Genomic DNA, 25,983 nt, shown 5'->3' with positions numbered 1-25,983 from the left:
TCATGGTGAGCGAGGAGACCGGCACGACGACGTCCACACCCGTACGCGGTTCCGCCGAGAGCACGGACCCCCGATCGCACCCCACGCGCGCGTGGGCGACGCGGCTCGTGACGGTCGGCATCGTCCTCACGGCCCTCAACCTGCGCCCCGCGATCACCAGCTTCGGAGCACTCCTGGGGGACGTGCGCGACGGGCTCGGCATGAGCGGCAGCGTCGCCGGACTGCTCACCTCCGTGCCCCCGCTCTGCTTCGCCGTCTTCGGCGTCATGGCGCCGCGCCTCGCCCGCCGCTTCGGACCCGGCGCGGTCGTCTGCGCCGGAATGGTCGCCATCACGGCAGGGCTCGCGATCCGGCCCTACACCGGGAGCGCGGTCGGCTTCCTGGCGGCCAGCGCCCTCGCACTGATGGGCATCGCCGTCAGCAACGTCCTGATGCCGGTGATCGTCAAACGCTGGTTCCCGGACCGGGTCGGCTCCATGACCGGCCTCTACTCGATGGCGCTCGCCCTGGGCACCTCGGCCGCGGCGGCGGTGACCGTGCCCGTGACCGACGCCCTGGGCGGCGGCTGGCAGTCGGGCCTCGCGGTGTGGGCGGGCCTGGCGGCGGCCGCCGTACTGCCGTGGATCGGGCTGGTACGCGCGCCGGGCGCCGATGCCCGCGACGGCGAGCGGACACGGGCGGCACACCCCGCCCCGCGGGAAACCGACGGACTGCGCATCACCCGCAGCCGGACCGCCTGGGCGCTCGCCGTCTTCTTCGGACTCCAGGCCACCGCCGCGTACATCACGATGGGCTGGATGGCGCAGATCTTCCGCGACGCGGGCGTCTCCGCGGGCACCGCGGGCCTGCTCCTCGCCGTCACGATGGTGATGGGCGTGCCCCTGGCCTTCGTCATCCCGCGCCTCGCCACCCGCATGCCCCACCAGGGGCCGATCGTGGTCGCGCTCGGTGTCTGCGGCCTCGCGGGATACGCGGGCCTCTACCTCGCCCCGGCGGGCGGAGCCTGGGCCTGGGCGCTCCTGCTCGGCGTCTCCAACTGCGCCTTCCCGCTGGCCCTCACCATGGTCGGCATGCGGGCCAGGACCGGCGCGGGCGTCGCCCAGCTGTCGGCGTTCGCGCAGAGCACCGGGTATCTGATCTCGATCCCCGGACCCCTCCTCGTGGGCGTGCTCTACCAGCACAGCGGCGGCTGGGGGCTGCCGATCGCGCTCATGGCCGCCCTGATGATCCCGCAGATCGCGGTGGGCGTCCTGGCCGGCCGGGACCGCACGGTGGAGGACGAGGCCGCGCCCGGCCGCCGCGCCTGAGACCCCCCCCGAGGCCGGAGGTGGGGACGAAGGGTGCGAGACTGGCCGTATGGCGCTCGACCCGAACCCCCAGAACGGCCAGAAGAAGCTGCTGCTCGTGCTCGGCGCGATGCTGGCCATCACCGTGATCATCGGCATCATCGCCTCGATCGCCTCACCCTGACCGCCACCGCGGGCCCCCTGGGACGCCGATGGTGGGGCTAGCCCCCCTGTCCCCTAGGGGGTGAGTGTCAGGGTCAAGTGGGTGGATCACCGGATGGGTTGACGGCCCGGGAATCCGTACCTTCGAGTTGTGGCCGCGAGGACGCGGACCACGGAGCACTCGAGGCCCCACGGAGGCGGCATGTCGGCCCGTACGCACACCCGGCCCCACCCGGCGACCCCGGGCGGCGTGGACATCCGGCTGCCCTGGTGGGCCCTCGCCCTGCCCGCCCTCGCCTTCGTCGCCCTGCTCCTGCTGATACTGAACCCGGCGGACGCGCACGCCGCGGGCGGCGACCCCGCGATCACCCACCTCTTCGAGCGCGTCCAGCAGACGGTGCTGCACCAGACCCCCTGAGCACGCCCGGGAGAGCAGGTCAACTCTCAGCGCCGCGTGGCGTGTTTCATGCGAAGCTGGGACCCATGAGCGTCGCAGAACCCCGCAGGATTGTCCTCTTCCGGCATGCGAAAGCCGACTGGCCACAGGTGTCCGACCACGAGCGGCCGCTCGCTGACCGGGGCCGTAAGGACGCCGCCGTCGCCGGACGCAAGCTGGCCGACACCGGGATCCCTTTCGATATGGCCCTCTGCTCCACGGCGACCCGCACCCGGGAAACCTGGAAGCTCGCCGTCCACGAGCTCCCGCACCGGCCGAAAACCGTCTATGAGGAGCGGCTCTACGAGGCCTCGCCCGGCGAGCTGATCGCCGTACTCAACGAGACCCCGGACGACGCGCACAACGTGGTCCTGATCGGCCACAACCCCGGTATCCAGGGACTCACCGAGGTGCTGGCCGGACAGGCCGAGGGCGACACCCGCACCCGGATGGCCGCCCACGGCTTCCACACGGGCGCCTTCGCCGTGCTCTCCGTCGAGGGCTCCTGGAAATCCCTGGAGCCCGGAGTGTGCACGCTGACCGACTACTGGGCGCCGACCGAGTAACCCACCCGACAGGGACGGGGGCCCGGCACCAGTACGGTGCCGGGCCCCCGTCGACGTATGTCCGGGCCCCGGGGCCCGTCCGGCGGATCAGGCCCTAGTGGTCGCCGAGGTGCATGTCAGCCGCCTCGACCTCTTCGCGGGTGACACCCAGCAGATACAGCACGGTGTCCAGGAAGGGGAAGTTCACCGCGGTGTGCGCGGCCTGGCGGACGACGGGCTTGGCGTTGAAGGCGACGCCGAGACCGGCCGCGTTGAGCATGTCGAGGTCATTGGCCCCGTCGCCGATCGCCACGGTCTGGGCGAGCGGCACCCCCGCCTCGGCGGCGAACCGGCGCAGCAGCCGTGCCTTGCCCGCACGGTCCACGATCTCCCCGGTGACCCTGCCCGTCAGCTTCCCGTCGACGATCTCCAGGGTGTTGGCCTGCGCGAAGTCCAGCCCGAGCCGCTCCTTCAGATCGTCCGTGACCTGCGTGAATCCGCCCGAGACGACACCGACTTGGAAACCGAGCCGCTTCAGCGTACGGATCAGCGTGCGCGCGCCCGGTGTCAGCCGCACCTCCTCGCGCACCTTGGCCACCACCGAGGCGTCCAGCCCCTTGAGCAGCGCCACACGCGCGTGCAGCGACTGCTCGAAGTCCAGCTCCCCGCGCATCGCGGCCGCCGTCACCTCGGCGACCTGCTCCTCGCACCCGGCGTGCGCGGCGAACAGCTCGATCACCTCGTCCTGGATCAGCGTCGAGTCCACATCCATGACGACCAGGCGCTGCGCCCTGCGGTGCAGCCCCGCCGCCACCACCGCGATGTCCACCCCGAGCGCCGCGGCCTCGGTCACCAGCGCGGTGCGCAGCGCCTCGGTCCCGGTACCGGACACGGCGAACTCGACCGCCGTCACCGGGTACTTGGCGAGCCGGAAGATACGGTCGATGTTGCCGCCGGTCTTGGTGATCCGGGCGGCGATCGCGGCCGTCGACTCCGCCGTGAGCGGATGCCCGAGCACGGTGACGAGGGACCGCCCGAGGCCGCGCGGCCGGTTGTCGCCGAGGCCGGAGATGATCTCCGCCTGCATCTTCATCGACTCCGCCCAGCTGTGGACGGTGGCCCGCAGATCGCCCTCCAGACCGGCCGGCGGCTCGGTCACCAGCGCGCAGAGCACGATCCGGCCACGGGTGACGACCTGCTCGATGTCGACCACCTCGACTGAGTAGGCGGCGAGGGTGTCGAAGAGTCCGGCCGTGATACCCGGCCGGTCCTTGCCGAAGATCTTGACGAGGAGAGTGGGGACCTCGGAGGTCTGCGAAGCGCTCATGGTGACTCCACCGTATCCGGCACCCAGTGCCTTGCGCCCCTGAGGTCCGTCCAGCGGACGGGGAACACTGGGTGTCGGAGTGGTGTCGAGCGCGTTGCCCGGCAACGACGATCAGCTCTGCCGCCCCGGCCCCGGTGGCGCGGAAGGTCCCTGGCCGGGAGGCGGCTGCGGCGGAGGCGGCACATCGCGTCCCCGTGGCCGCCGCTTCTGCGGCCCAGGTGGCGGCGCCATCGGCCGGACGACCGTCGGCGCGCCGTACACGTCGTCGGGCGAGCGCGGCCGCTCGGCCGGCCGGCCGTCGTCGGGTTCCCGCAGCTCGTCGGGCAGCCGCAGATAGGGGTTGGTGTCGGGGTTCGCCGGCCGGTACGGCGCGCCCGGGGCGTACGGTCCGGGCCCCCGGGGGAGGTCAGGGGCGGGCGCGGCCACCGGGGGACCCGCGTCACCCAGTGCCAGCGGGGCCGCCCGCCGTCCCGCGGCCCCGCTCGCGTACGCCAGCAGCGCCCCCGCCGCCCCCGCGCCCGCACCCCAGACGGCGCCGAGCAGCAGAGCCATGCCCAGATGCCCGTGCAACCGGATTCCGGCACCGAACGCGTCGATGCCGAACACCGACAGCGAGGCGTCCACGGACACGTCCGTCAGCCACGCCAGCAGCGGCAGCGCCAGCGCCGTCACGATGCCGAGCCGAAGAGCGCAGCGCCCGGCGAAACCGAGGGCACCCCCTCCTCCTACAACGGGAGCAGCCGGTGTTCCCACCGAAGCCGCACCCCGCTCCCGTACAAAAGGCGTACGCGAGGCGGCGAGGACGCCGGCGAACAGCATCATCACCGCGGTCGCGACCCCCAACAGCCACACCCGTCCGTCGAGTTCGGCGAGCCGGCCCAGGGTGACGGGCTGATCGGAGTCGACGCTCAGCAACCGGTCCAGCGGGTGGGGGAGCAGCTTGGCGAGTTCGCCGGTGGCCTTGCCGTCCCAGGGCACGAAGAGGCCGATCGGGATGCCCAGCCACACCCCGTTGGGCGCGCCCAGCAGCGCGGCGCCCGCGATCAGCTTGGGATGGGGATCGCCGATCGCCGCGTACGCCGCCGCCGCGAGGCCCGCGAGGACCGCCACCAGGACCACCGTGACCAGCGCGGACGCGGCCGGACGCACCATCCGGTGCACGCCCTCCCAGCCGCGCGGCAGCGGGGTGCGCCGGGAGGCGAGCAGGGCGATCACCAGGATTCCGGCCGCCCAGGCCGCGCCGCCGAGCAGCGTGGGCACCGTGTCCACGGTGAAGCCCACGGCCGCCTGCGCCTGCACCAGGTCGCCGATCTTGCCGGGCAGCAGTCCGCCGAGGTCCCCGAGACCGCCGGGGAGCTTGTCGGTGATGTTCCCGAGGCCGCCGCCGCCCGTCACCCGGTCGAGGCCGAGCTTGCTCCCGTCGATCGTGATGATGTCGTGCCCGGCCCAGGCGAGCCCGCCCAGCGTCGCCACGAACAGCACGACCACCGCGCCCGCACGTGCGAGGAGTTCGGACGGCGCGATCACAACTCCCGCCCCGCGCAGGGAGCGTAGGAAGAAGAAGGAGAGCAGGAGCGCGCCCACGAGTCCCACACCCAGTGGCGTGATCTGTATGGCCGTGTGCGCCTCCGCTCCCTTCAGACCGAAGGCCGACACGTCGCCGGACGGTTTGACGGCACCATTGGCCCCAAGAGCCACCACCGCCGCGGTCATCGGCCCGAGCGAGCCCGCCGCGTCGGCGCCGACCAGATGCAGACCGAGCGCGGCCGTGCCCGCCATCGCGATCAACGCCCAGCTCACCGAGGCGATCGCGGACAACAGCACATCCCCCCACGGCAGTCGCCCGCCGTGCCTCGCGGTGTCGATGCTCATCGTCAGACCCCCCGATCCGCGCCGCGGTGTCATCACCGCGGATGTCCCCCTCGCGTGGGATTACCACTCTCCGGGCCGGTTTCAACCCCGTCAACGGAAACGGGCAACCCGCCCGTACGCGCTCTTCACATGGCCCGACTTTCGGTCAGGGGGCTGCTCCTGAAATAGTTCCCCCCGATGTTCGACATCCCTAGACTCCCTGTGATGGGGGAACTTCGGGGGACAACTCAGTGGGGCATGGAGTGCCGGAACTCGTACTGGAATTGAATGGACGGACCTGGACGCTCGATGCGTCCAGGCCATACACCCTCGGACGTGATCCGCAGGGGGACGTCGTGCTCGACGACGCCAGGGTCTCCTGGCGTCACGCCACGATGAGCTGGGACGGCCGGAGTTGGGTCATCGAGGACCACGGCAGCACCAACGGCACCTTTGTGCAGGGGCAGCGGATCCATCGGATGGAGATCGGCCCCGGTTCGGCCGTGCACCTCGGCAACGCGACCGACGGCCCGCGTCTGAACCTCTCCGGCGCCGCTGCCGCCGTCGCGCAGCCTCAGCAGCAGCCCTACGCCGCGCAGGGCGCGAGCCCCGGCTGGGCGCAGCAGGCACCGCCGCAGCAGACGCCGGAGCAGAGTCACCAGCAGCCGCAGCAGCCCGCGGCGCGAGTGCCGCAGCAGCAGGGACCCGGTGGTGGCGCGGGGGCGCCGCCGGTCTACGGCGACCGCAGCCCGACCACCTTCCACCAGCTCGACCTCGGCCGGGTGATGCGCATCGGTCGTGCGCTGGAGAACGAGCTGGTCGTCTCCGACCTCCAGGTCTCGCGCCACCACGCCGAGTTCCACGCGACGCCCGGCGGCCGTTTCGAGATCCGCGACCTCGGCTCGCACAACGGCACCTACGTCAACGGTCAGCCGATCGCCAAGGGCGGCTCGGCGCTGCTCGGCCCGAACGACATCGTCGGCGTCGGCCACTCGACGTTCCGCCTGGTCGGGGACCGGCTCGAGGAGTTCGTCGACACCGGTGAGGTCTCCTTCTCGGCCCGCCATCTGACGGTGACGGTCGACGGCGGCAAGCAGATCCTCAAGGACGTCTCCTTCGGCGTTCCCGAGAAGTCGCTCATCGCGGTCATCGGCCCCTCGGGCTCCGGCAAGTCGACGCTCCTGAAGGCGCTCACGGGCTACCGCCCCGCCAACCAGGGTGACGTCCTCTACGACAACCGGAACCTGTACAAGCAGTTCGCCGAGCTGCGTCAGCGCATCGGTCTGGTCCCGCAGGACGACATCCTGCACAAGGAACTCACCGTCAAGAAGGCCCTCAAGTACGCGGCGAAGCTGCGCTTCCCCGCCGACACCACGACGGCCGAGCGTGAGGCCCGCATAGACGAGGTGCTGCGCGAGCTGAAGCTGGACATCCACAAGGAGAAGAAGGTCACCTCCCTCTCCGGCGGCCAGCGCAAGCGCGTCTCGGTGGCCCTGGAGCTGCTGACCAAGCCGTCGCTGATCTTCCTGGACGAGCCGACCTCCGGTCTCGACCCGGGCATGGACCGCGATGTCATGCAACTGCTGCGCGGCCTCGCCGACGACGGACGTACGGTCCTCGTCGTCACGCACTCGGTGGCCGAGCTGGCGATCTGCGACAAGCTGCTGGTGATGGCACCGGGCGGTTCGGTCGCGTACTTCGGTCCGCCGGAGGAGGCCCTCAACTTCTTCGGCTACGAGACCTGGGCCGACGTCTTCTCGGCCTTCGAGAACTACCGCGACTACGACTGGGCGGGCCGCTGGAAGGGTTCGCAGCACTACCAGATGTATGCCGCGGACATCGACGCCGTCGCTCCGCAGTCGGCCAATGTGACGCCGCCGCAGGCGATGAAGCCGCCGAAGCCGCAGGGCTGGTTCTCCCAGCTCAGCACGCTGGTACGGCGCTATGTGTCGGTGATCGTGTCCGACAAGGGTTTCCTGGCGCTGACGGTGATCCTGCCGGCCGTGCTCGGCGCGGTGAGCCTGCTCATCGACCCGAACAAGACCCTGCTGGTGAACGCGCAGGTGAACCCGAAGACGGGCGTGCACGTGCCGAACGGCACGGCCACCACGGTGCTGCTGATCCTCGCGGTCGGCGCCTGTTTCGCGGGCGCGGCGAACTCCGTCCGTGAGCTGATCAAGGAACGGGTGATCTACGAGCGGGAGCGCGCCACCGGCCTGTCCCGCTCGGCGTACCTGATGTCCAAGGTGGTCGTGCTCGGTGTGGTCACCGTGCTGCAGGGCGCCATGGTCGGCGCGATCGGTTTCACCAGCCGCACCAAGCCCACCGAGGGCGTGGTCTTCGGCCATTCGGTGCTGCTGGAACTCTCCATCCCGATCATGGCGCTGGGCTTCACCTCGATGATGTTCGGCCTGGTCATCTCCTCGCTGGTGAAGACGGCCGAGAAGACCATGCCGCTGCTGGTGATGTTCGCGATCATCCAGGTCGTGTTCACCGGCTGCCTGTTCATCCTGAACGGCAAGATCGGCGTCAACGAGTTCTCGTACCTGATGCCCTCGCGCTGGGCGGTCGCCGCCGCCGGCGCCACGCTGGACTTCAACAACATCAATCCGAACACGGACGATCCGTCCAGCACGGACCCGCTGTGGAACCACACGGCGACCGCCTACGGCATGGACATCGTCGCGCTGCTCGTCCTCGCGGCCGTCTGTGGCTTCTTCGTGGCCCGCTTCCTGCGCCGCCACGAGCCCGAGGTCATGCGCAAGTAGTCCCGCGCGCACGTATGCCGAAGGGCGGCACCCCAACACCGGGGTGCCGCCCTTCGGCGTACGTGTCAGAGGTCCGCGCAGGCCTCAGTACGCGCTGTTGACGTTGTCCATCGAGCCGTACTTGTCGGCCGCGTAGTTGGCGGCGGCCGTGATGTTGGCGACCGGGTCGTAGATGTTCCACGAGGTGCCGGGCACGTGGTACGCGTTGAAGGTCGGCTGGATTACCTGCAGCAGGCCCTTCGAGGGGATCCCGTTGATGGCGTTGATGTCCCAGCCGTTGATGGCCATCGGGTTGCCCGAGGACTCGCGCATGATGTTGCGGTGCAGCCCGTTGTACGAGCCCGGGATGCCCCTGCGCTTCATGATGTCGAGCGACTGACGTATCCAGCCGTCGAGGTTGTTGGCGTACGTCTTCGTGGTGGCCGCCTTCGTGGTGGCCGTCTTCGTGGCGTACGTCTTCGTCGTGGCCGTCTTCATGGCGACCGTCTTCATGGCGATCGTCTCGATCGCGGGGCGCTGCACGGAGCGGCTCGCGGCCTGCACCTTGCGCACGTTCTCGGCGGCCTTCGTGGCGGCGGCCGCGTCGGCGGCCTTCTTCTTCGCCTCGATGGCCTGGGTCTTCAGGCTCGCACCGGCCTGCTGGTCGGTGACGCGGGCCTGCACGTTCTTGATCGGCTGCTGGCTGAAGGCGACCGGGGCCGCGGAGATGGCGGCGTCGTTCGTGGTGGCCTGCGTGTGGTTCGGCGCCAGCGAGAACGCGAGGGTCGCGGCACCGAGGGTGGCGACACCGGCGATCGAGAGCTTGTGGAGCTTCGTCAGCTTCGGACTATGGCCAGGAGTGCGGGTGTTCTTGGTCATGGCTGATGGACCTCTTCGAATAGCGCGGAGGTCGCTCCCGGTCCGGTGGGGGACAGAGTGTTTCCGGATCTGGCGCCGTGGGCTTGAACCCTCGGTGCTGAGCGACGGGTGCCATTCTTAGCGGCCGCAAAATACCGTGGCAAAGGTGTGACGTACGACGGAAGGTAGTAGGCCCACTAGGGGCAAATCGGGGCAGACTGTCACGTCTGCCCCGCTCACTATGCCCGGCTTTATCTCCTATGCGCCTTCGTACGTGATGTGCGCCCTATGTGCGGGCTCACATCGGCCTCATGGAATTCTCACCGACAGTTGCTGGAGCAACCCTCAGTGTGAGGGCCTTCCTCCGGGAGGATGAGGTGCACGTCCCCGAACTCGTGCCAGAGGTAGAGCCCGCTCAACGCCTCGCCGTAGCTGCGCTCGATCGCCGCCCGTCCCGCGATCGCCTCCAGCATCAGCAGATGCGAGGCCTCCGGCTCGTGCAGCCCGGTCAGCAGCCCGTCCACCACCCGCACACCCCGCTCAGGGGTCACCACGAGGTCCGTCCAGCCCTTCCGGGCCCGGACCACCCCGCCGGCGTCGACGGCCGACTCCACGGCGCGTACGGCCGTCGTACCGACCGCGAGGATCCGCCCCTCTCCCGCTCTCGCGGCGTTGATCAGCCGGGCCGACGCCTCCGGCACCTCGTACCGCTCCGGATACGGCGGCTCATGGGCCTCGGCCGACGCGACACCGGTGTGCAGCGTGATCGGCGCGAACTGCACGCCCCGGCTCACCAGCTCCGCCACCAGGCGCGCGGTGAACGGCCGCGCCGCGCTCGGCATCTCCGCGCTGCCGTCGGCCGACGGCAGCGCGAACACCGTCTGGTAGACGGACAGCGGCTGGTCCCTCTGTGTATAGGAGTAGCGAATGGGGCGCCCGTGGCGCCGCAGCAGCCCGAGCACGTCCGGCTCCGACACCCGCCCCCACCACAGCCGCGAGCCGTACGGCGTCAGCGTCGAGCCGTACGGCGTCAGCGGCTCCTCCAGTACGAGGCGTACGTCCCCGGCAAGGCGTACCTCCGTACCCGCGGGTCCCCCCGCGCGCGCACGTGTGGTGCCCCTTCCGTCGGGATCCCGCAGCTCGACGGCCCACCGTCCGTCATCGCCCCGCGTGGAGAAATGCACCACCACGCGCGCGTGCCCGATCCACCCGTCCACGGCGGCCGCCAGCGTGGGGGAGGTGTTGACGATCAGCAGATCCCCCGCCCGCAGCCGCCGCGGCAGCTCCACGAACGCGTGATGCGACACCTCCGTACCGCACGACACGAGCAGCCGCACGGAGTCCCGGTCCCGCCCGGGCCCGCGCTGCTCGGCCGGCACCCGCGCCGACCGCTCCTCCGGAACCCGCACGGTCGTCGTCATCGCACTTCCAGCAGCGCCGTAGCGCCGTAGCGGCCACTGGCAGGGCGTTCGTCCAGCAGCCGCAGAATGGCCGGAACCACGCTGTCCGGCGTCGGCCGCGCATCGCCGTCGTCCGGTACGGCCGCCGCGTACAGGTCCGTGCCCATGTCCCCCGGGTCCACGGCCCACACCCGCAGCCCGGGCTCCTCCACGCCGAGCACGGCCGCCAGATGGTCCAGGGCGGCCTTCGACGCCCCGTACCCGCCCCACGTCTCGTACGCCTCCGCGGCCGCGTCCGAGCTGACGGCGACGACCGCCCCGGCCGGCGCGGCCCGCAGCAGCGGCAGCGCTTCCTGGACCAGGCCCAGCGCCGCGACCACGTTGACCTCCAGGGCATGGCGCAGCCCGTCCAGGGGCAGGTCCTCCAGACGCACCAGCGGCTCGGCGCCCAGCGCGCTCGCGTTGTTCACCAGCAGGTCCACGCCGCCGAGCCCACGCGCCGCAGCCACCAGCCCGGCGCGGTGCCCGGCGTCCCCGACATCCCCGGGCAGCGCCTCCACCCGGTTTCCGTACGCGGACAGCGCCTCCGCCGTCTCCTTCAGCACTCCCGCGGTCCTCGCGTCGAGGACCAGATCCCAGCCGCGCTCCGCCAGAGCCGTGGCCAGCGCCCGCCCCAGCCCCTTCGAAGCACCCGTGATGATCGCTACCGGCATGACGTCCGTCCCCTCGTCCCAGCACCGCCGCTCCGGGCGGGTGCCCTCAACGTAGGAACCCGGCCGCCCCCGCCGCCTCGTGCGCGGGCCCCAATGACCTGGGGCCCTTCGCCCTAGGCCCACCGGCCTAGACAGCCGCCACCACAGGTCGGATACGCCCTGTCACACCCCGCCGGTACGTTGGGGACATGAGCCAAGGCCCCCGGTCCGGTCTGTACGCGGTGAGCTCCGCGCTGCTTGCCATGAGCAGGCACCTCGAGGTGCGCGACGTCCTCAAGACGATCGTCGCCTCGGCCCGCGAGCTGCTCGACGCGCAGTACGCGGCGCTCGGTGTGCCCGACGACCACGGAGGCTTCGCCCAGTTCGTGGTCGACGGCGTCAGCGACGCCCAGTGGAAGGCCATCGGCCCGCTTCCGCGCCAGCACGGCATCCTCGCCGCGATGCTGCACGAGGCCCGCCCCGAGCGCCTCGCCGACGTACGCAAGGACCCCCGCTTCGAGGGCTGGCCCGCCGCCCACCCCGACATGTCCGACTTCCTGGGCCTGCCGATCCGCGACGGCGACGAGGTCATCGGCGCCCTGTTCCTGGCGAACAAGAACAGGACGAAGGAGAACCAGAAGGACTGCTCCGCGCCGGACGGCGGCTGCGGCTTCACCGAGGACGACCAGGAACTCCTCACCATCCTCGCCCAGCACGCGGCGATCGCCCTGACCAACGCCCGCCTCTACGAGCGCAGCCGCGAGCTCACCATCGCCGAGGAGCGCTCCCGGCTCGCCCACGAGCTCCACGACGCCGTCAGCCAGAAACTCTTCTCCCTGCGCCTGACCGCACAGGCCGCCGCCGCCCTCGTGGACCGTGACCCGGCACGCGCCAAGGGCGAACTGCACCAGGTGGCCATGCTCGCCGCGGAGGCCACCGAAGAGCTGCGCGCCGCCGTCATCGAGCTGCGCCCCGCCGCCCTCGACGAGGACGGCCTGGTCGCCACCCTGCGCACCCAGATACAGGTCCTCGACCGCGCCCACTCCGCGCGCGTGACCTTCGCCGGCCACGGGGTGCGGGCGCTGCCCGCCGCCCAGGAGGAGGCCATGCTGCGCGTCGCTCAGGAGGCCCTGCACAACGCGCTGCGGCATTCTGGAGCCGGCCGCGTCGATGTCACCCTGGAGAAGCGCGGCACCGGCACCGTCCTGCGCGTCAGTGACGACGGCAGCGGCTTCGAGCCCACGGCGGTCCGCGCCGCGGGACGCCACCTGGGCCTCGTCTCCATGCGCGACCGGTCGAGCGGGGTCGGCGGCACCCTCAGCGTGGAATCGGCGCCCGGAAAGGGCACCACGATCGAGATGGAGGTCCCTGGTGGCTGACGCAATCAAGGTGCTGCTCGTCGACGACCACCAAGTGGTCCGCCGGGGCCTGCGCACGTTTCTCGAAGTGCAGGACGACATCGAGGTCGTGGGCGAGGCGTCCGACGGCGCCGAAGGGGTCGCCCGCGCCGAGGAACTGAAGCCCGACGTCGTCCTCATGGACGTCAAGATGCCGGGCATGGACGGCATCGACGCGCTGCGCAAGCTCCGTGAACTGGCCAACCCCGCGCGCGTGCTGATCGTCACCAGCTTCACCGAACAGCGCACGGTCGTCCCGGCCCTGCGCGCGGGCGCCGCCGGCTATGTCTACAAGGACGTGGACCCCGACGCCCTCGCCGGAGCCATCCGCTCGGTGCACGCCGGGCACATCCTGCTCCAGCCCGAGGTGGCGGGCGTCCTGCTGTCCCAGGAGGAGGCCAACTCGGGCCAGGGGAGAGGCGGCTCGCTCACCGAACGGGAGCGCGAGGTGCTCGGCCTGATCGCGGACGGCCGCTCCAACCGGGAAATCGCACGCGCGCTCGTCCTCTCCGAGAAGACCGTCAAGACGCATGTCTCGAACATCCTGATGAAGCTCGACCTCGCCGACCGCACACAGGCCGCGCTCTGGGCCGTACGCCATGGGGCGGCGGGCTGATCGCCCGCGCCGCGGCGGCAACTCGGAGGGTTCCGCTCCGGGCTGAGATTCATACCGTCGTGTGTATGTCACCCGGATGGCGCATCCTCCGGGGGTCTCGGCCGTTCTCCAGTGCGTGCCGCGGCGACTGCCGCGGTGATCGCTAGGGAGGGCTCAGAAGTGAAGAACCTGAAGAAGGCCACGGCTGTCGCGATGGTGGCCGGCGGGCTGGTCGCCGCCGGTGCCGGTATGGCGTCCGCGACGGACGGCTCGTGGGCGGGCGGCAACGCCGCGGGCTCCCCGGGCGTCGTCTCGGGCAACGTCATCCAGGCCCCGATCCACATCCCCGTGAACGCGGTCGGCAACAGCGTGAACGTCATCGGCGTCCTGAACCCGGCCTTCGGCAACCTGGGCCTCAACCACTGAGACCCACACCCCCACCACCCCCACCGGCCTCCCAGGACTCTCCTGGGAGGCCGACTGCCGTGTCCCCCCGGGGGGCAGGGGGGCGCAGCCCCGCCCCGAGGGGCGCGGGGAACTGCGCGCCAAGCCCCCACCCACCCGCAGCCGAAGACCCCACCCGGGGGGTCTGGGGGCGGAGCCCCCAGGGACGGGATGATGGGGGTCCCCCCTGCTCGAGCGAAGTCGAGAGCTTGGGGGAGGGTAGGGGCGGCGGGGGCGCACACAGGCCTCAGCGAACCCCCCGCTCCCGCTCCTCCACGAACGCGTTGTACGCCGCCACCTGCGCCCGCCGAGCCGTCCGCTCAACCGGCCGCAAGGCCAACGCCCGCGCCGAGATCTCCGACGCACTCACCGCCCCGCCATGCCCGTTCTCGTACGCGACGGAGATCAGCAACCCCACCCGCTGGGCCAGCTCCAGCACCCGCACCGCACGCGGCGGATACCCGGGCGCCAACACCTCCCGCCCCCGCTCGGCCCGCGCCCGGTACGCGTCGACCGCCGCCTCGGCGACCGGCCCCGACCCCGCCACGTCGAGCCGCGACAACACCTCCGTCGCCTCACGCAGCGCCTCCGCGAGCTCCCGCTCGGCCTCACCGAGCGAGGGCACATCCGCCGGCGGCGCCTCCCGCACGGCGAGGCAGTGCCACACCACCTCGACATGGACATCACCCTCGGGCCCGGCCTCGTACACCTCGGGAACGAGCCCGAGCGCCGCCCCGTGACAGACCACCGCCTCCTCCGCGTCGAGGGCGCGCGCATTGAAGTCCGGCGGCCCGCTCAACCCGAGCGGATGGCCCGGCGCGGGCAGCGCGACCCGCAGTCCTTTCACCCCGAGCGCGCGAAGCCGGCCGAGGGCGAGCGTGAGCCCGACGGGCCCGGACTCACCCGGCAGCCCCTCGACCCGGTGCACCGCGTCCTCACCGACGATGGCGAGCGCCGCGTCATCCGGCGAAACAAGTCCGGCCAAAAGGGCATTTCCCCATGCGGCCAGGCGTCCTGAGCGTGGTTCCGAGAGCATGCCTCCACCCTAAGGACCGACCGATGGATGGGAGCGGCCAACCGGTGGCGTAGGTTTTCCCTGGGGGCTGCGTCCACAGACGTAAGCGACGGCCGAGACTGCAATGGGAGACAACGCGCTCATGAGCGATGTACTGGAGCTGGAGGACGTGTCCGTGGTCCGAGAGGGCCGGGCTCTGGTGGACCAGGTCTCCTGGTCGGTCAAGGAGGGGGAGCGCTGGGTCATCCTCGGCCCGAACGGCGCCGGAAAAACGACCCTCCTGAATCTCGCCTCCAGCTACCTCTTCCCCAGCCAGGGCACTGCCACCATCCTCGGCGAGACCCTCGGCAAGGTCGACGTCTTCGAACTGCGCCCGCGCATCGGTGTGGCCGGTATCGCCATGGCCGAGAAGCTCCCCAAGCGCCAGACCGTCCTGCAGACCGTGCTGACGGCCGCGTACGGCATGACCGCGGGCTGGCACGAGGACTACGAGGACATCGACGAGCAGCGCGCCCGCGCCTTCCTCGACCGCCTCGGCATGAGCGACTACCTGGACCGTCGATTCGGCACGCTCTCCGAGGGCGAGCGCAAGCGCACCCTGATCGCCCGCGCCCTGATGACCGACCCCGAGCTGCTGCTGCTCGACGAGCCCGCCGCGGGCCTCGACCTCGGCGGCCGCGAGGACCTCGTCCGCCGCCTCGGCCGCCTCGCCCGCGACCCGATCGCCCCCTCCATGATCATGGTCACGCACCACGTCGAGGAGATCGCTCCCGGCTTCACCCACGTCCTGATGATCCGTCAGGGCAAGGTGCTCGCCGCGGGCCCGCTCGAACTCGAACTCACCTCGCGCAACCTCTCCCTCTGCTTCGGACTCCCGCTCATCGTCGAGCAGAACGGCGAGCGTTGGACCGCACAGGGCCTGCCGATGTCCTGAACACCCGGTACGAGCCCCTTCTCCACCGATCTGCGCCCTGTCCGCGCCCGGCCCGCGGACCTACCATGACCATGTGAACGACATCAACGCATGGGTGTGGTGGCTCGTCGGCGCGGCCGCGCTGGGCATCCCGCTCGTGGTGACCGCGATGCCGGAGTTCGGCATGCTCGCCCTCGGCGCCGCGGCGGCGGCGGTGACTGCGGGCCTCGGCGGCGATGTCGTCCTTCAGGTACTCGTCTTCGCCGTCGTCTCGTTCGCCCTCATCGCCGTCGTACGACCCGTCGCGGCCCGGCACCGCGCCCAGCGGCCCCAACTCGCCACCGGAGTGGAGGCGTTGAAGGGGAAACAGGCCATCGTCCTGGAACGGGTGGACGGTTCGGGCGACGGCCGGATCAAACTCGGCGGAGAGATCTGGTCGGCGCGCGCCCTCGACGCCCAACAGGCCTACGAAGTGGGCCAGGAGGTGGACGTCGTGGACATCGAAGGAGCCACGGCGATTGTGATGTGACCTCGTGCGACGCAAGTGAACCGAACGCCCCACGCGGCAGACGACGGTCTGTCAGACTCGTCGAGCAAGATCTTCAACAACCATAAGATCTTTCGGACATACCGAGGCGGAGAAGGGTACGGGGAGCATCGATGGCACCAATCATCATCGTCCTGATCATCCTGGTGGTGTTGGTATTCATCGCCCTGATCAAGACCATCCAGGTCATCCCACAGGCCAGCGCGGCCATCGTGGAGCGCTTCGGCCGCTACACACGGACCCTGAACGCGGGCCTGAACATCGTGGTCCCGTTCATCGACTCGATCCGCAACCGCATCGACCTGCGTGAACAGGTCGTGCCGTTCCCGCCCCAGCCGGTGATCACCCAGGACAACCTGGTGGTCAACATCGACACGGTCATCTACTACCAGGTCACCGACGCACGCGCCGCCACCTACGAAGTCGCCAGCTACATCCAGGCGATCGAGCAGCTCACCGTCACCACCCTGCGCAACATCATCGGTGGCATGGACCTGGAGCGGACCCTCACCTCCCGCGAGGAGATCAACGCGGCCCTGCGCGGCGTCCTCGACGAGGCCACCGGCAAGTGGGGCATCCGCGTCAACCGCGTCGAGCTCAAGGCGATCGAACCGCCCACCTCCATCCAGGACTCGATGGAGAAGCAGATGCGCGCCGACCGTGACAAGCGCGCCGCGATCCTCACCGCCGAAGGCATCCGCCAGTCGCAGATTCTCACCGCCGAAGGTGAGAAGCAGTCCGCGATCCTGCGCGCCGAAGGTGAGGCCAAAGCCGCCGCCCTGCGCGCCGAGGGCGAGGCCCAGGCCATCCGTACGGTCTTCGAGTCCATCCACGCCGGCGACGCCGACCAGAAGCTCCTCGCCTACCAGTACCTCCAGATGCTCCCCAAGATCGCCGAGGGCGACGCCAACAAGCTCTGGATCGTGCCCAGCGAGATCGGCGACGCCCTCAAGGGCCTGAGCGGTGCCATGGGCAACTTCGGCCCCATGGGCGGCGGTTCGGGCAACGCGGGCACCGAGCGCCGCGAGAAGCCGTCCGTCACCGACTGACGTCCTGGTCCCTACGACGATGGGGCCCACCTCCTGCCTTTCGGCGGAGGTGGGCCCCATCGTCGTAGGAACTGCCGGGCCTAGGCCGCGGGTTGGGCCAGCCATTCCGGGAGGGCGTCGAGGTCGTCACGGCCCAGCGCCAGCAGCATCGCGTCCGCGGGCGTCGGCTCGAACGGCTGCCGCAGCAGCGGCATACCCGCCTGCTCCGGAGTCCGGTCCGCCTTGCGGTGATTGTCCTCCGCGCAGGACGCGACCGTGTTCAGCCAGGAGTCCCGACCGCCCTGCGCGCGCGGCACCACGTGGTCGACCGTCGTCGCCCGCCTTCCGCAGTACGCGCACCTGTGCCGGTCGCGTATCAGCACACCGCGCCTCGACCACGGCGCTTGTCTTCGGAAAGGCACCCTTACATACCTGCACAGCCTTATGACTCGGGGCACGGGTATGTCCAGCGCGGCGCCGCGCATACGCAGTTCGGGGTGGGCCTGCTCGACGACAGCCTTGTCCTGCAGCACCAGAACGACGGCTCGGTTCAACGTCACCGTCGACAGCGGCTCAAAGCTCGCGTTCAGAACCAGCGTGTCCCGCATCCAGCCCACCTCCCGTGCGCACCGGCCCACCCCCTGGCGGGCTTGGATCAACTCTGGCCGGGCACGCCGAGATGGACAACGCAATAAAAATGCCCGCCCCTGATCACTTCCAAGACCAGAGGCGGGCAAACGTTCAGTGAACGTGAGTCTTCACCGCTTTACGCGGGCGACGCGTACTCTCCCATCAGCTGGGCGCGCGCCAGCGTGTGGAACCGCAGATTGAATCCCACGACGGCCGGCGACACCTCCGCGTCGGGACCGAGCTTCTCCTGATCCACGGCGTACACCGTGAACACATACCGGTGCGCAGGATCCCCGGCCGGCGGCGCGGCGCCACCGAAGTCCTTGGACCCGTAGTCGTTGCGCACCTGAACGGCACCCTCCGGCAGCCCCTCGAACTTGCCGCTGCCCGCACCCGTCGGCAGCTCCGTCACCGAAGCGGGAATGTCGAACACCACCCAGTGCCAGAACCCGCTCCCCGTCGGGGCGTCCGGATCGAAGCAGGTCACGGCGAAGCTCTTGGTCTCCGGCGGGAAGCCCTCCCAGCTCAGCTGCGGCGAGGTGTTCCCGGCCGCATAGACCTGAGCGTCCTTCAGTACCCCGCCCGGCTCGACGTCCTCACTGGTGACCGTGAAGGCCGGAACGGGCGGATGGAAGTCATGGGGAAGCGGCGGCCTCTTGAGCTCGGTCACGTCAGAACCTCCTGAACGGTGGAATCTCTCGACCCGAGCCTAGAACCAGCTGCGCTTGCTGCCGACCTCGGAAAGCCACTGGTTCAGGTACGCGGCCCAGTCCGTGCCCTGGTAGTCGTGCAGCCCCACCCGGAAGGAGCGGTAGGAGTCGCTGCCCTCACTGAAGAGGCCCGGCTTCTTGTCCATCTCCAGGATGACGTCCATCTCGTGGTCGTCCGCGACGAAGCTCAGCTCGACCTGGTTCAGCCCGCGGTACTGCGACGGCGGGAAGAACTCGATCTCCTGGTAGAACGGCAGCTTCTGCCGGGTGCCCCGGATGTGACCGCGCTCCATGTCCGCGTTCTTGAAGCGGAAGCCCAGCTGGATGAAGGCGTTCAGGATCGCCTGCTGCGCCGGCAGCGGGTGCACGTTGATCGGGTCCAGGTCACCGGAGTCCACGGCACGCGCGATCTCCAGCTCGGTGGTCACACCGATGTGCATACCCCGCAGCGCCTGCCCGTCGATCGTGGTGATCGGCGTCTCCCACGGGATCTCGAGCCCGAAGGGAACGGCGTGCACGGCACCGGCCTGCAGCTCGAAGGCCCCACCGAGCCGCAGCTTGGTGAACTCGATGTCCTGCTTGTACTCCTGGTCGTCGTGCCCCTCGACCTCGACCTTGGCCTGGAGCCCGACCGACAGCCCCTCGATGGCCTGGTTCACGGACCCGCCCTGGATCCGCACCTCACCCTGCACGACACCACCCGGAACGACGTTGACCTCGGTCAGCACCGTCTCGACCGAAGCCCCACCGGCTCCCAGGCTCGCAAGCAGCCGCTTGAACCCCATGTTTCTTCCTCCCCAGGCAACGCCTGTGCTCCGTCGTACATCCGTCTGGATCCTTGATCCCTACAAACGCGATCCGACCGCGGCCGGTTCCGCGCCCTCACCCTTACAAGGAGGACGCTCCCTGACCACCCGTAGACACGCACAGGTCCGCACGGACACGCACTCGTGCGGACCCGTACGGCACAGTCCCCCACCCGGCCGCATCCGTCCGGGCCACTGGACTACGCTCGTACGCCATGATCGCGGCCCCTGACCGTACGCCCATCACCCGGGACTTCTTCGACCGCCCCGTACTGGAGGTCGCCCCCGACCTGCTGGGGCGCGTCCTCGTGCGCACGACACCGGACGGTCCGATCGAGCTCCGTCTCACGGAGGTGGAGGCGTACGACGGCCCGAACGACCCCGGCTCCCACGCCTATCGCGGCCGCACGGCCCGCAATGACGTGATGTTCGGTCCGCCTGGGCATGTATACGTCTACTTCACCTACGGCATGTGGTTCTGCATGAACCTGGTGTGTGGCCCCGAGGGCAACCCGAGCGGGGTCCTCCTCCGCGCCGGGGAGATCATCGAGGGCGCCGAACTCGCTCGCAAACGTCGACTCTCGGCCCGAAATGACAAGGAACTGGCCAAAGGGCCCGCACGCCTGGCCACGGCCCTCGGCGTGGACCGGGCCCTCGACGGCGCCGACGCCTGCGGCCCCGAGGGCTCCCCGCTGACCCTTCTGACGGGCACCCCCGTCCGCTCCGACCAGGTACGCAATGGTCCGCGTACGGGAGTGGCCGGCGACGGGGGCGTCCACCCCTGGCGCTTCTGGGTCGCGAACGACCCCACCGTCAGCCCTTATCGGGCCCATACGCCACGCCGTCGCTCAACTTGACGCGTCCCTGGGGGGTCCGTAATGTAGCCCGAGCCGCTTGACCCGGGTACGGCGTTCAGCCTGCAGCCGGAAGTGGCCAACCCACTACCTACGACTTCCCCTCAGCGGGGGTCAATTCGGCGTGCCTGCATGCCCGAATTGCAGCCCGCGGAACTCGATTATGAGTTGCCGAGGGAATCGGCTAGCGTAGTGAATGTCGAAAGGCCGCGAAGCGAAAGCATTCAAAGCCGCAAGACAGAATCCCTCTCCGGCAGGGAATCGGACACGAAAGAGTCTGATACAGTCGGAACCGCCGGAAAGGGAAACGCGAAAGCGGAAACCTGGAAAGCACCGAGGAAATCGGATCGGGAAACGGTCTGATAGAGTCGGAAACGCAAGAACAAAGCAAGACAGCAGGACCGAAGGGAAGCGCCCGGAGGAAAGCCCGAGAGGGTGAGTACAAAGGAAGCGTCCGTTCCTTGAGAACTCAACAGCGTGCCAAAAATCAACGCCAGATATGTTGATACCCCGTCTCCGGCCGATCGGTCGGGGCGAGGTTCCTTTGAAAAAGTCCTGCCGGGCATGGTCTCGGTAGGCGCACAGCGAGGACGCTGTGAACCGAGGGGATTATTCCTCCCTTCGGTTCCGCTCTCGTGGTGTCGTCCCGATTACGGGAAAACATTCACGGAGAGTTTGATCCTGGCTCAGGACGAACGCTGGCGGCGTGCTTAACACATGCAAGTCGAACGATGAAGCCCTTCGGGGTGGATTAGTGGCGAACGGGTGAGTAACACGTGGGCAATCTGCCCTTCACTCTGGGACAAGCCCTGGAAACGGGGTCTAATACCGGATAACACCTGCCCGGGCATCCGGGTGGGTTAAAAGCTCCGGCGGTGAAGGATGAGCCCGCGGCCTATCAGCTTGTTGGTGAGGTAGTGGCTCACCAAGGCGACGACGGGTAGCCGGCCTGAGAGGGCGACCGGCCACACTGGGACTGAGACACGGCCCAGACTCCTACGGGAGGCAGCAGTGGGGAATATTGCACAATGGGCGAAAGCCTGATGCAGCGACGCCGCGTGAGGGATGACGGCCTTCGGGTTGTAAACCTCTTTCAGCAGGGAAGAAGCGAAAGTGACGGTACCTGCAGAAGAAGCGCCGGCTAACTACGTGCCAGCAGCCGCGGTAATACGTAGGGCGCAAGCGTTGTCCGGAATTATTGGGCGTAAAGAGCTCGTAGGCGGCTTGTCACGTCGGGTGTGAAAGCCCGGGGCTTAACCCCGGGTCTGCATTCGATACGGGCTAGCTAGAGTGTGGTAGGGGAGATCGGAATTCCTGGTGTAGCGGTGAAATGCGCAGATATCAGGAGGAACACCGGTGGCGAAGGCGGATCTCTGGGCCATTACTGACGCTGAGGAGCGAAAGCGTGGGGAGCGAACAGGATTAGATACCCTGGTAGTCCACGCCGTAAACGGTGGGAACTAGGTGTTGGCGACATTCCACGTCGTCGGTGCCGCAGCTAACGCATTAAGTTCCCCGCCTGGGGAGTACGGCCGCAAGGCTAAAACTCAAAGGAATTGACGGGGGCCCGCACAAGCAGCGGAGCATGTGGCTTAATTCGACGCAACGCGAAGAACCTTACCAAGGCTTGACATACACCGGAAAGCATTAGAGATAGTGCCCCCCTTGTGGTCGGTGTACAGGTGGTGCATGGCTGTCGTCAGCTCGTGTCGTGAGATGTTGGGTTAAGTCCCGCAACGAGCGCAACCCTTGTTCTGTGTTGCCAGCATGCCCTTCGGGGTGATGGGGACTCACAGGAGACTGCCGGGGTCAACTCGGAGGAAGGTGGGGACGACGTCAAGTCATCATGCCCCTTATGTCTTGGGCTGCACACGTGCTACAATGGCAGGTACAATGAGCTGCGAAGCCGTGAGGCGGAGCGAATCTCAAAAAGCCTGTCTCAGTTCGGATTGGGGTCTGCAACTCGACCCCATGAAGTCGGAGTTGCTAGTAATCGCAGATCAGCATTGCTGCGGTGAATACGTTCCCGGGCCTTGTACACACCGCCCGTCACGTCACGAAAGTCGGTAACACCCGAAGCCGGTGGCCCAACCCCTTGTGGGAGGGAGCTGTCGAAGGTGGGACTGGCGATTGGGACGAAGTCGTAACAAGGTAGCCGTACCGGAAGGTGCGGCTGGATCACCTCCTTTCTAAGGAGCATCTAGGCTGCCGGGCTTGCCCGGTGGTCCAGGGCCATTACGTCGGCACACGTTCGACGGTGGTTGCTCATGGGTGGAACGTTGATTATTCGGCGCACTTGACTGTCTTCTCCTTCCAGTACTGCTCTTCGGGGCGTGGAACGAATGAGGGAAGCGGCGAGGGTGCCGGGCACGCTGTTGGGTGTCTGAGGGTATGGCCGATTGGCTGCCTTCAGTGCCGGCCCCAGTGCACTCGAACCGGAAGGTTCGGGGTGATGGGTGGTTGGTCGTTGTTTGAGAACTGCACAGTGGACGCGAGCATCTGTGGCCAAGTTTTTAAGGGCGCACGGTGGATGCCTTGGCACCAGGAACCGATGAAGGACGTGGGAGGCCACGATAGTCCCCGGGGAGTCGTCAACCAGGCTTTGATCCGGGGGTTTCCGAATGGGGAAACCCGGCAGTCGTCATGGGCTGTCACCCATACCTGAACACATAGGGTATGTGGAGGGAACGCGGGGAAGTGAAACATCTCAGTACCCGCAGGAAGAGAAAACAACCGTGATTCCGGGAGTAGTGGCGAGCGAAACTGGATGAGGCCAAACCATATGCGTGTGAGACCCGGCAGGGGTTGCGTATGTGGGGTTGTGGGATTTCTCTTTCACGGTCTGCCGGCCGTGAGACGAGTCAGAAACCGTTGATGTAGGCGAAGGACATGCGAAAGGTCCGGCGTAGAGGGTAAGACCCCCGTAGTCGAAACGTCAACGGCTCGTTTGAGAAACACCCAAGTAGCACGGGGCCCGAGAAATCCCGTGTGAATCTGGCGGGACCACCCGCTAAGCCTAAATATTCCCTGGTGACCGATAGCGGATAGTACCGTGAGGGAATGGTGAAAAGTACCGCGGGAGCGGAGTGAAATAGTACCTGAAACCGTGTGCCTACAAGCCGTGGGAGCGTCGGGCAAGCACTTGTGCTTGCCTCGTGACTGCGTGCCTTTTGAAGAATGAGCCTGCGAGTTTGCGGTGTGTTGCGAGGTTAACCCGTGTGGGGAAGCCGTAGCGAAAGCGAGTCCGAATAGGGCGATTTAGTAGCGCGCTCAAGACCCGAAGCGGAGTGATCTAGCCATGGGCAGGTTGAAGCGGCTGTAAGAGGTCGTGGAGGACCGAACCCACCAGGGTTGAAAACCTGGGGGATGACCTGTGGTTAGGGGTGAAAGGCCAATCAAACTCCGTGATAGCTGGTTCTCCCCGAAATGCATTTAGGTGCAGCGTCGTGTGTTTCTTGCCGGAGGTAGAGCACTGGATAGGCGATGGGCCCTACCGGGTTACTGACCTTAGCCAAACTCCGAATGCCGGTAAGTGAGAGCGCGGCAGTGAGACTGTGGGGGATAAGCTCCATGGTCGAGAGGGAAACAGCCCAGAGCATCGACTAAGGCCCCTAAGCGTACGCTAAGTGGGAAAGGATGTGGAGTCGCAGAGACAACCAGGAGGTTGGCTTAGAAGCAGCCACCCTTGAAAGAGTGCGTAATAGCTCACTGGTCTAGTGATTCCGCGCCGACAATGTAGCGGGGCTCAAGCGTACCGCCGAAGTCGTGTCATTGCAGCAATACGCCCAACGGCGGCTGTGATGGGTAGGGGAGCGTCGTGTGCCGGGTGAAGCCGCGCCGGAAGGCAGTGGTGGACGGTTCACGAGTGAGAATGCAGGCATGAGTAGCGATACACACGTGAGAAACGTGTGCGCCGATTGACTAAGGGTTCCTGGGTCAAGCTGATCTGCCCAGGGTAAGTCGGGACCTAAGGCGAGGCCGACAGGCGTAGTCGATGGATAACCGGTTGATATTCCGGTACCCGCTGTGAAGCGTCAAACATTGAACCAGGCGATGCTAAGTCCGTGAAGCCGCCCCGGAGCCTTCGGGCAAAGGGGAGTGGTGGAGCCGACGGACCAGACCTGCAGTAGGTGAGTGATGGGGTGACGCAGGAAGGTAGTCCATCCCGGGCGGTGGTTGTCCCGGGGTAAGGGTGTAGGACGTCAGGTAGGTAAATCCGCCTGGCACATAGTCTGAGACCTGATGCCGAGCCGATTGTGGTGAAGTGGATGATCCTATGCTGTCGAGAAAAGCCTCTAGCGAGTTTCATGGCGGCCCGTACCCTAAACCGACTCAGGTGGTCAGGTAGAGAATACCGAGGCGTTCGGGTGAACTATGGTTAAGGAACTCGGCAAAATGCCCCCGTAACTTCGGGAGAAGGGGGGCCATCACCGGTGATGAGTCTTGCACTCTGAGCTGGGGGTGGCCGCAGAGACCAGCGAGAAGCGACTGTTTACTAAAAACACAGGTCCGTGCGAAGCCGTAAGGCGATGTATACGGACTGACGCCTGCCCGGTGCTGGAACGTTAAGGGGACCGGTTAGTCACTCTTCGGGGTGGCGAAGCTGAGAACTTAAGCGCCAGTAAACGGCGGTGGTAACTATAACCATCCTAAGGTAGCGAAATTCCTTGTCGGGTAAGTTCCGACCTGCACGAATGGCGTAACGACTTCTCGACTGTCTCAACCATAGGCCCGGTGAAATTGCACTACGAGTAAAGATGCTCGTTTCGCGCAGCAGGACGGAAAGACCCCGGGACCTTTACTACAGTTTGATATTGGTGTTCGGTTCGGCTTGTGTAGGATAGGTGGGAGACTTTGAAGCGGCAGCGCCAGCTGTTGTGGAGTCGTCGTTGAAATACCACTCTGGTCGTGCTGGATGTCTAACCTGGGTCCGTGATCCGGATCAGGGACAGTGTCTGATGGGTAGTTTAACTGGGGCGGTTGCCTCCTAAAGAGTAACGGAGGCGCCCAAAGGTTCCCTCAGCCTGGTTGGTAATCAGGTGTTGAGTGTAAGTGCACAAGGGAGCTTGACTGTGAGACCGACGGGTCGAGCAGGGACGAAAGTCGGGACTAGTGATCCGGCGGTGGCTTGTGGAAGCGCCGTCGCTCAACGGATAAAAGGTACCCCGGGGATAACAGGCTGATCTTCCCCAAGAGTCCATATCGACGGGATGGTTTGGCACCTCGATGTCGGCTCGTCGCATCCTGGGGCTGGAGTCGGTCCCAAGGGTTGGGCTGTTCGCCCATTAAAGCGGTACGCGAGCTGGGTTTAGAACGTCGTGAGACAGTTCGGTCCCTATCCGCTGCGCGCGTAGGAATATTGAGAAGGGCTGTCCCTAGTACGAGAGGACCGGGACGGACGAACCTCTGGTGTGCCAGTTGTCCTGCCAAGGGCATGGCTGGTTGGCTACGTTCGGGAGGGATAACCGCTGAAAGCATCTAAGCGGGAAGCCTGCTTCGAGATGAGTATTCCCACCCCCTTTGAGGGGTTAAGGCTCCCAGTAGACGACTGGGTTGATAGGCCGGATCTGGAAGGCGGGTAACCGCTGGAGGTGACCGGTACTAATAGGCCGAGGGCTTGTCCTCAGTTGCTCGCGTCCACTGTGTAGTTCCCAGACAACGAACGGTTGTGCTGGCTGAACAGTTCCACTAATCAATTGAATAGTGTGCTTGTTCGCTGCCCGTTCAAGACCCCACTTTA

The 25,983-nt window shown here is 67.5% G+C and carries 21 protein-coding genes and 2 rRNA genes; 14 read left to right on the top strand and 9 right to left on the bottom strand.

The genetic code is table 11. The annotated features are described in order from the left end of the window. Positions 1 to 2 precede the first annotated feature (2 nt). The 4 genes from FNV62_RS14575 to FNV62_RS14565 all read left to right on the top strand — a co-directional run bounded on the left by FNV62_RS14575 (position 3) and on the right by FNV62_RS14565 (position 2,450). Positions 3 to 1,307, top strand: coding sequence for a CynX/NimT family MFS transporter (locus FNV62_RS14575; protein WP_225900258.1), 1,305 nt, complete (start codon positions 3 to 5; stop codon positions 1,305 to 1,307). Positions 1,308 to 1,356: 49 nt separating this feature from the next. Continuing rightward, complete coding sequence (locus tag FNV62_RS57075; protein WP_097284109.1) at positions 1,357 to 1,470, top strand: SGM_5486 family transporter-associated protein; 114 nt, start codon at positions 1,357 to 1,359, stop codon at positions 1,468 to 1,470. Positions 1,471 to 1,650: 180 nt separating this feature from the next. Next, positions 1,651 to 1,866, top strand: a complete 216-nt coding sequence (locus tag FNV62_RS14570; protein WP_054232224.1) for a hypothetical protein — start codon at positions 1,651 to 1,653, stop codon at positions 1,864 to 1,866. 65 nt (positions 1,867 to 1,931) lie between these two features. Further along, positions 1,932 to 2,450 carry a SixA phosphatase family protein gene (locus FNV62_RS14565; RefSeq protein WP_143601245.1) on the top strand — a complete coding sequence of 173 codons (519 nt, stop codon included), beginning with the start codon at positions 1,932 to 1,934 and terminating at the stop codon, positions 2,448 to 2,450. 94 nt (positions 2,451 to 2,544) lie between these two features. On the opposite strand, the gene serB is transcribed toward FNV62_RS14565, so the two are convergent. Further along, positions 2,545 to 3,756: a phosphoserine phosphatase SerB gene (gene serB, locus FNV62_RS14560; protein WP_143601244.1), complete on the bottom strand. Its 1,212-nt coding sequence runs from the start codon at positions 3,754 to 3,756 to the stop codon at positions 2,545 to 2,547. Positions 3,757 to 3,867: 111 nt separating this feature from the next. Further along, on the bottom strand, positions 3,868 to 5,628 hold the full coding sequence (locus FNV62_RS14555) for a streptophobe family protein (protein ID WP_144315273.1): 1,761 nt from the start codon (positions 5,626 to 5,628) through the stop codon (positions 3,868 to 3,870). 242 nt (positions 5,629 to 5,870) lie between these two features. Here FNV62_RS14555 and FNV62_RS14550 point away from each other — a divergent pair, with 242 nt between their 5' ends. Next, the gene (locus FNV62_RS14550; protein WP_060902225.1) at positions 5,871 to 8,375 is read left to right on the top strand and encodes an FHA domain-containing protein; all 2,505 of its coding nucleotides are present in this window, start codon (positions 5,871 to 5,873) and stop codon (positions 8,373 to 8,375) included. Between the two features lie 84 nt (positions 8,376 to 8,459). Here FNV62_RS14550 and FNV62_RS14545 read toward each other — a convergent pair whose 3' ends face one another. The 3 genes from FNV62_RS14545 to FNV62_RS14535 all read right to left on the bottom strand — a co-directional run bounded on the left by FNV62_RS14545 (position 8,460) and on the right by FNV62_RS14535 (position 11,325). Further along, complete coding sequence (locus FNV62_RS14545) at positions 8,460 to 9,233, bottom strand: transglycosylase SLT domain-containing protein (protein WP_143601242.1); 774 nt, start codon at positions 9,231 to 9,233, stop codon at positions 8,460 to 8,462. A gap of 299 nt (positions 9,234 to 9,532) precedes the next feature. Further along, positions 9,533 to 10,633: an S-adenosylmethionine:tRNA ribosyltransferase-isomerase gene (locus FNV62_RS14540; protein WP_144315272.1), complete on the bottom strand. Its 1,101-nt coding sequence runs from the start codon at positions 10,631 to 10,633 to the stop codon at positions 9,533 to 9,535. Continuing rightward, positions 10,630 to 11,325 carry an SDR family NAD(P)-dependent oxidoreductase gene (locus FNV62_RS14535; protein ID WP_144315271.1) on the bottom strand — a complete coding sequence of 232 codons (696 nt, stop codon included), beginning with the start codon at positions 11,323 to 11,325 and terminating at the stop codon, positions 10,630 to 10,632. The genes FNV62_RS14540 and FNV62_RS14535 overlap by 4 nt, the downstream gene beginning before the upstream one ends. A gap of 188 nt (positions 11,326 to 11,513) precedes the next feature. On the opposite strand from FNV62_RS14535, the gene FNV62_RS14530 reads away from it, so the two are divergent. From FNV62_RS14530 to FNV62_RS14520, 3 genes are all read left to right on the top strand, one after another. Next, the gene (locus FNV62_RS14530) at positions 11,514 to 12,683 is read left to right on the top strand and encodes a GAF domain-containing sensor histidine kinase (RefSeq protein WP_060902229.1); all 1,170 of its coding nucleotides are present in this window, start codon (positions 11,514 to 11,516) and stop codon (positions 12,681 to 12,683) included. Next, positions 12,676 to 13,317, top strand: a complete 642-nt coding sequence (locus tag FNV62_RS14525; RefSeq protein WP_054232215.1) for a response regulator — start codon at positions 12,676 to 12,678, stop codon at positions 13,315 to 13,317. The genes FNV62_RS14530 and FNV62_RS14525 overlap by 8 nt, the downstream gene beginning before the upstream one ends. 159 nt (positions 13,318 to 13,476) lie before the next feature. Further along, a complete protein-coding gene (locus FNV62_RS14520) occupies positions 13,477 to 13,722 on the top strand; it encodes a chaplin (RefSeq protein ID WP_054232214.1) in 246 nt (81 codons plus the stop codon). Between the two features lie 265 nt (positions 13,723 to 13,987). Here FNV62_RS14520 and FNV62_RS14515 read toward each other — a convergent pair whose 3' ends face one another. Then, on the bottom strand, positions 13,988 to 14,776 hold the full coding sequence (locus tag FNV62_RS14515; RefSeq protein ID WP_054230571.1) for a hypothetical protein: 789 nt from the start codon (positions 14,774 to 14,776) through the stop codon (positions 13,988 to 13,990). A 121-nt stretch (positions 14,777 to 14,897) separates the two neighbouring features. On the opposite strand from FNV62_RS14515, the gene FNV62_RS14510 reads away from it, so the two are divergent. The 3 genes from FNV62_RS14510 to FNV62_RS14500 all read left to right on the top strand — a co-directional run bounded on the left by FNV62_RS14510 (position 14,898) and on the right by FNV62_RS14500 (position 17,264). Then, the gene (locus tag FNV62_RS14510; protein WP_054230572.1) at positions 14,898 to 15,689 is read left to right on the top strand and encodes an ABC transporter ATP-binding protein; all 792 of its coding nucleotides are present in this window, start codon (positions 14,898 to 14,900) and stop codon (positions 15,687 to 15,689) included. Positions 15,690 to 15,762: 73 nt separating this feature from the next. Further along, positions 15,763 to 16,197 carry an NfeD family protein gene (locus tag FNV62_RS14505; protein ID WP_054230570.1) on the top strand — a complete coding sequence of 145 codons (435 nt, stop codon included), beginning with the start codon at positions 15,763 to 15,765 and terminating at the stop codon, positions 16,195 to 16,197. A 131-nt stretch (positions 16,198 to 16,328) separates the two neighbouring features. Beyond that, complete coding sequence (locus tag FNV62_RS14500) at positions 16,329 to 17,264, top strand: SPFH domain-containing protein (RefSeq protein WP_054230569.1); 936 nt, start codon at positions 16,329 to 16,331, stop codon at positions 17,262 to 17,264. An 80-nt stretch (positions 17,265 to 17,344) separates the two neighbouring features. Here the strand turns inward: FNV62_RS14500 and FNV62_RS14495 are convergent, their stop codons facing one another. The 3 genes from FNV62_RS14495 to FNV62_RS14485 all read right to left on the bottom strand — a co-directional run bounded on the left by FNV62_RS14495 (position 17,345) and on the right by FNV62_RS14485 (position 19,368). Beyond that, positions 17,345 to 17,851 (bottom strand): HNH endonuclease, encoded by a 507-nt coding sequence (locus FNV62_RS14495; RefSeq protein WP_054230568.1) that lies wholly within the window; start codon positions 17,849 to 17,851, stop codon positions 17,345 to 17,347. A gap of 158 nt (positions 17,852 to 18,009) precedes the next feature. Then, positions 18,010 to 18,543, bottom strand: coding sequence for a YbhB/YbcL family Raf kinase inhibitor-like protein (locus FNV62_RS14490; protein ID WP_075026101.1), 534 nt, complete (start codon positions 18,541 to 18,543; stop codon positions 18,010 to 18,012). A 39-nt stretch (positions 18,544 to 18,582) separates the two neighbouring features. Then, the gene (locus tag FNV62_RS14485) at positions 18,583 to 19,368 is read right to left on the bottom strand and encodes a sporulation protein (RefSeq protein WP_054230566.1); all 786 of its coding nucleotides are present in this window, start codon (positions 19,366 to 19,368) and stop codon (positions 18,583 to 18,585) included. Between the two features lie 236 nt (positions 19,369 to 19,604). Between FNV62_RS14485 and FNV62_RS14480 the strand changes: the two genes are divergently transcribed. From FNV62_RS14480 to FNV62_RS14470, 3 genes are all read left to right on the top strand, one after another. Further along, the gene (locus FNV62_RS14480; RefSeq protein WP_097284099.1) at positions 19,605 to 20,246 is read left to right on the top strand and encodes a DNA-3-methyladenine glycosylase; all 642 of its coding nucleotides are present in this window, start codon (positions 19,605 to 19,607) and stop codon (positions 20,244 to 20,246) included. Positions 20,247 to 20,906: 660 nt separating this feature from the next. Beyond that, positions 20,907 to 22,432: ribosomal RNA gene (locus FNV62_RS14475) — 16S ribosomal RNA — on the top strand. Between the two features lie 314 nt (positions 22,433 to 22,746). After that, a 23S ribosomal RNA gene (locus tag FNV62_RS14470) occupies positions 22,747 to 25,868 on the top strand. Together the 16S and 23S rRNA genes form the textbook arrangement of a ribosomal RNA operon. The last annotated feature ends 115 nt before the right edge of the window (positions 25,869 to 25,983 follow it).

This window comes from Streptomyces sp. RLB3-17, assembly GCF_007113425.2.
GTDB lineage: Bacteria > Actinomycetota > Actinomycetes > Streptomycetales > Streptomycetaceae > Streptomyces > Streptomyces mirabilis_D.
Note: the sequence above shows the minus strand (reverse complement) of the source record. Positions and strands in the feature narration are given on the sequence as shown.

Coding starts and splice junctions, on each gene's coding strand:
- FNV62_RS14515 (WP_054230571.1), bottom strand. CDS start 14,776: ATGCTCTCGGAACCACGCTCAGGACGCCTGGCCGCATGGGGAAATGCC.
- FNV62_RS14495 (WP_054230568.1), bottom strand. CDS start 17,851: ATGCGGGACACGCTGGTTCTGAACGCGAGCTTTGAGCCGCTGTCGACG.
- FNV62_RS14485 (WP_054230566.1), bottom strand. CDS start 19,368: ATGGGGTTCAAGCGGCTGCTTGCGAGCCTGGGAGCCGGTGGGGCTTCG.
- FNV62_RS14540 (WP_144315272.1), bottom strand. CDS start 10,633: ATGACGACGACCGTGCGGGTTCCGGAGGAGCGGTCGGCGCGGGTGCCG.
- FNV62_RS14535 (WP_144315271.1), bottom strand. CDS start 11,325: ATGCCGGTAGCGATCATCACGGGTGCTTCGAAGGGGCTGGGGCGGGCG.
- FNV62_RS57075 (WP_097284109.1), top strand. CDS start 1,357: ATGGCGCTCGACCCGAACCCCCAGAACGGCCAGAAGAAGCTGCTGCTC.
- FNV62_RS14480 (WP_097284099.1), top strand. CDS start 19,605: ATGATCGCGGCCCCTGACCGTACGCCCATCACCCGGGACTTCTTCGAC.
- FNV62_RS14510 (WP_054230572.1), top strand. CDS start 14,898: ATGAGCGATGTACTGGAGCTGGAGGACGTGTCCGTGGTCCGAGAGGGC.
- FNV62_RS14570 (WP_054232224.1), top strand. CDS start 1,651: ATGTCGGCCCGTACGCACACCCGGCCCCACCCGGCGACCCCGGGCGGC.
- FNV62_RS14575 (WP_225900258.1), top strand. CDS start 3: ATGGTGAGCGAGGAGACCGGCACGACGACGTCCACACCCGTACGCGGT.
- FNV62_RS14500 (WP_054230569.1), top strand. CDS start 16,329: ATGGCACCAATCATCATCGTCCTGATCATCCTGGTGGTGTTGGTATTC.
- serB (WP_143601244.1), bottom strand. CDS start 3,756: ATGAGCGCTTCGCAGACCTCCGAGGTCCCCACTCTCCTCGTCAAGATC.
- FNV62_RS14530 (WP_060902229.1), top strand. CDS start 11,514: ATGAGCCAAGGCCCCCGGTCCGGTCTGTACGCGGTGAGCTCCGCGCTG.
- FNV62_RS14555 (WP_144315273.1), bottom strand. CDS start 5,628: ATGAGCATCGACACCGCGAGGCACGGCGGGCGACTGCCGTGGGGGGAT.
- FNV62_RS14545 (WP_143601242.1), bottom strand. CDS start 9,233: ATGACCAAGAACACCCGCACTCCTGGCCATAGTCCGAAGCTGACGAAG.
- FNV62_RS14565 (WP_143601245.1), top strand. CDS start 1,932: ATGAGCGTCGCAGAACCCCGCAGGATTGTCCTCTTCCGGCATGCGAAA.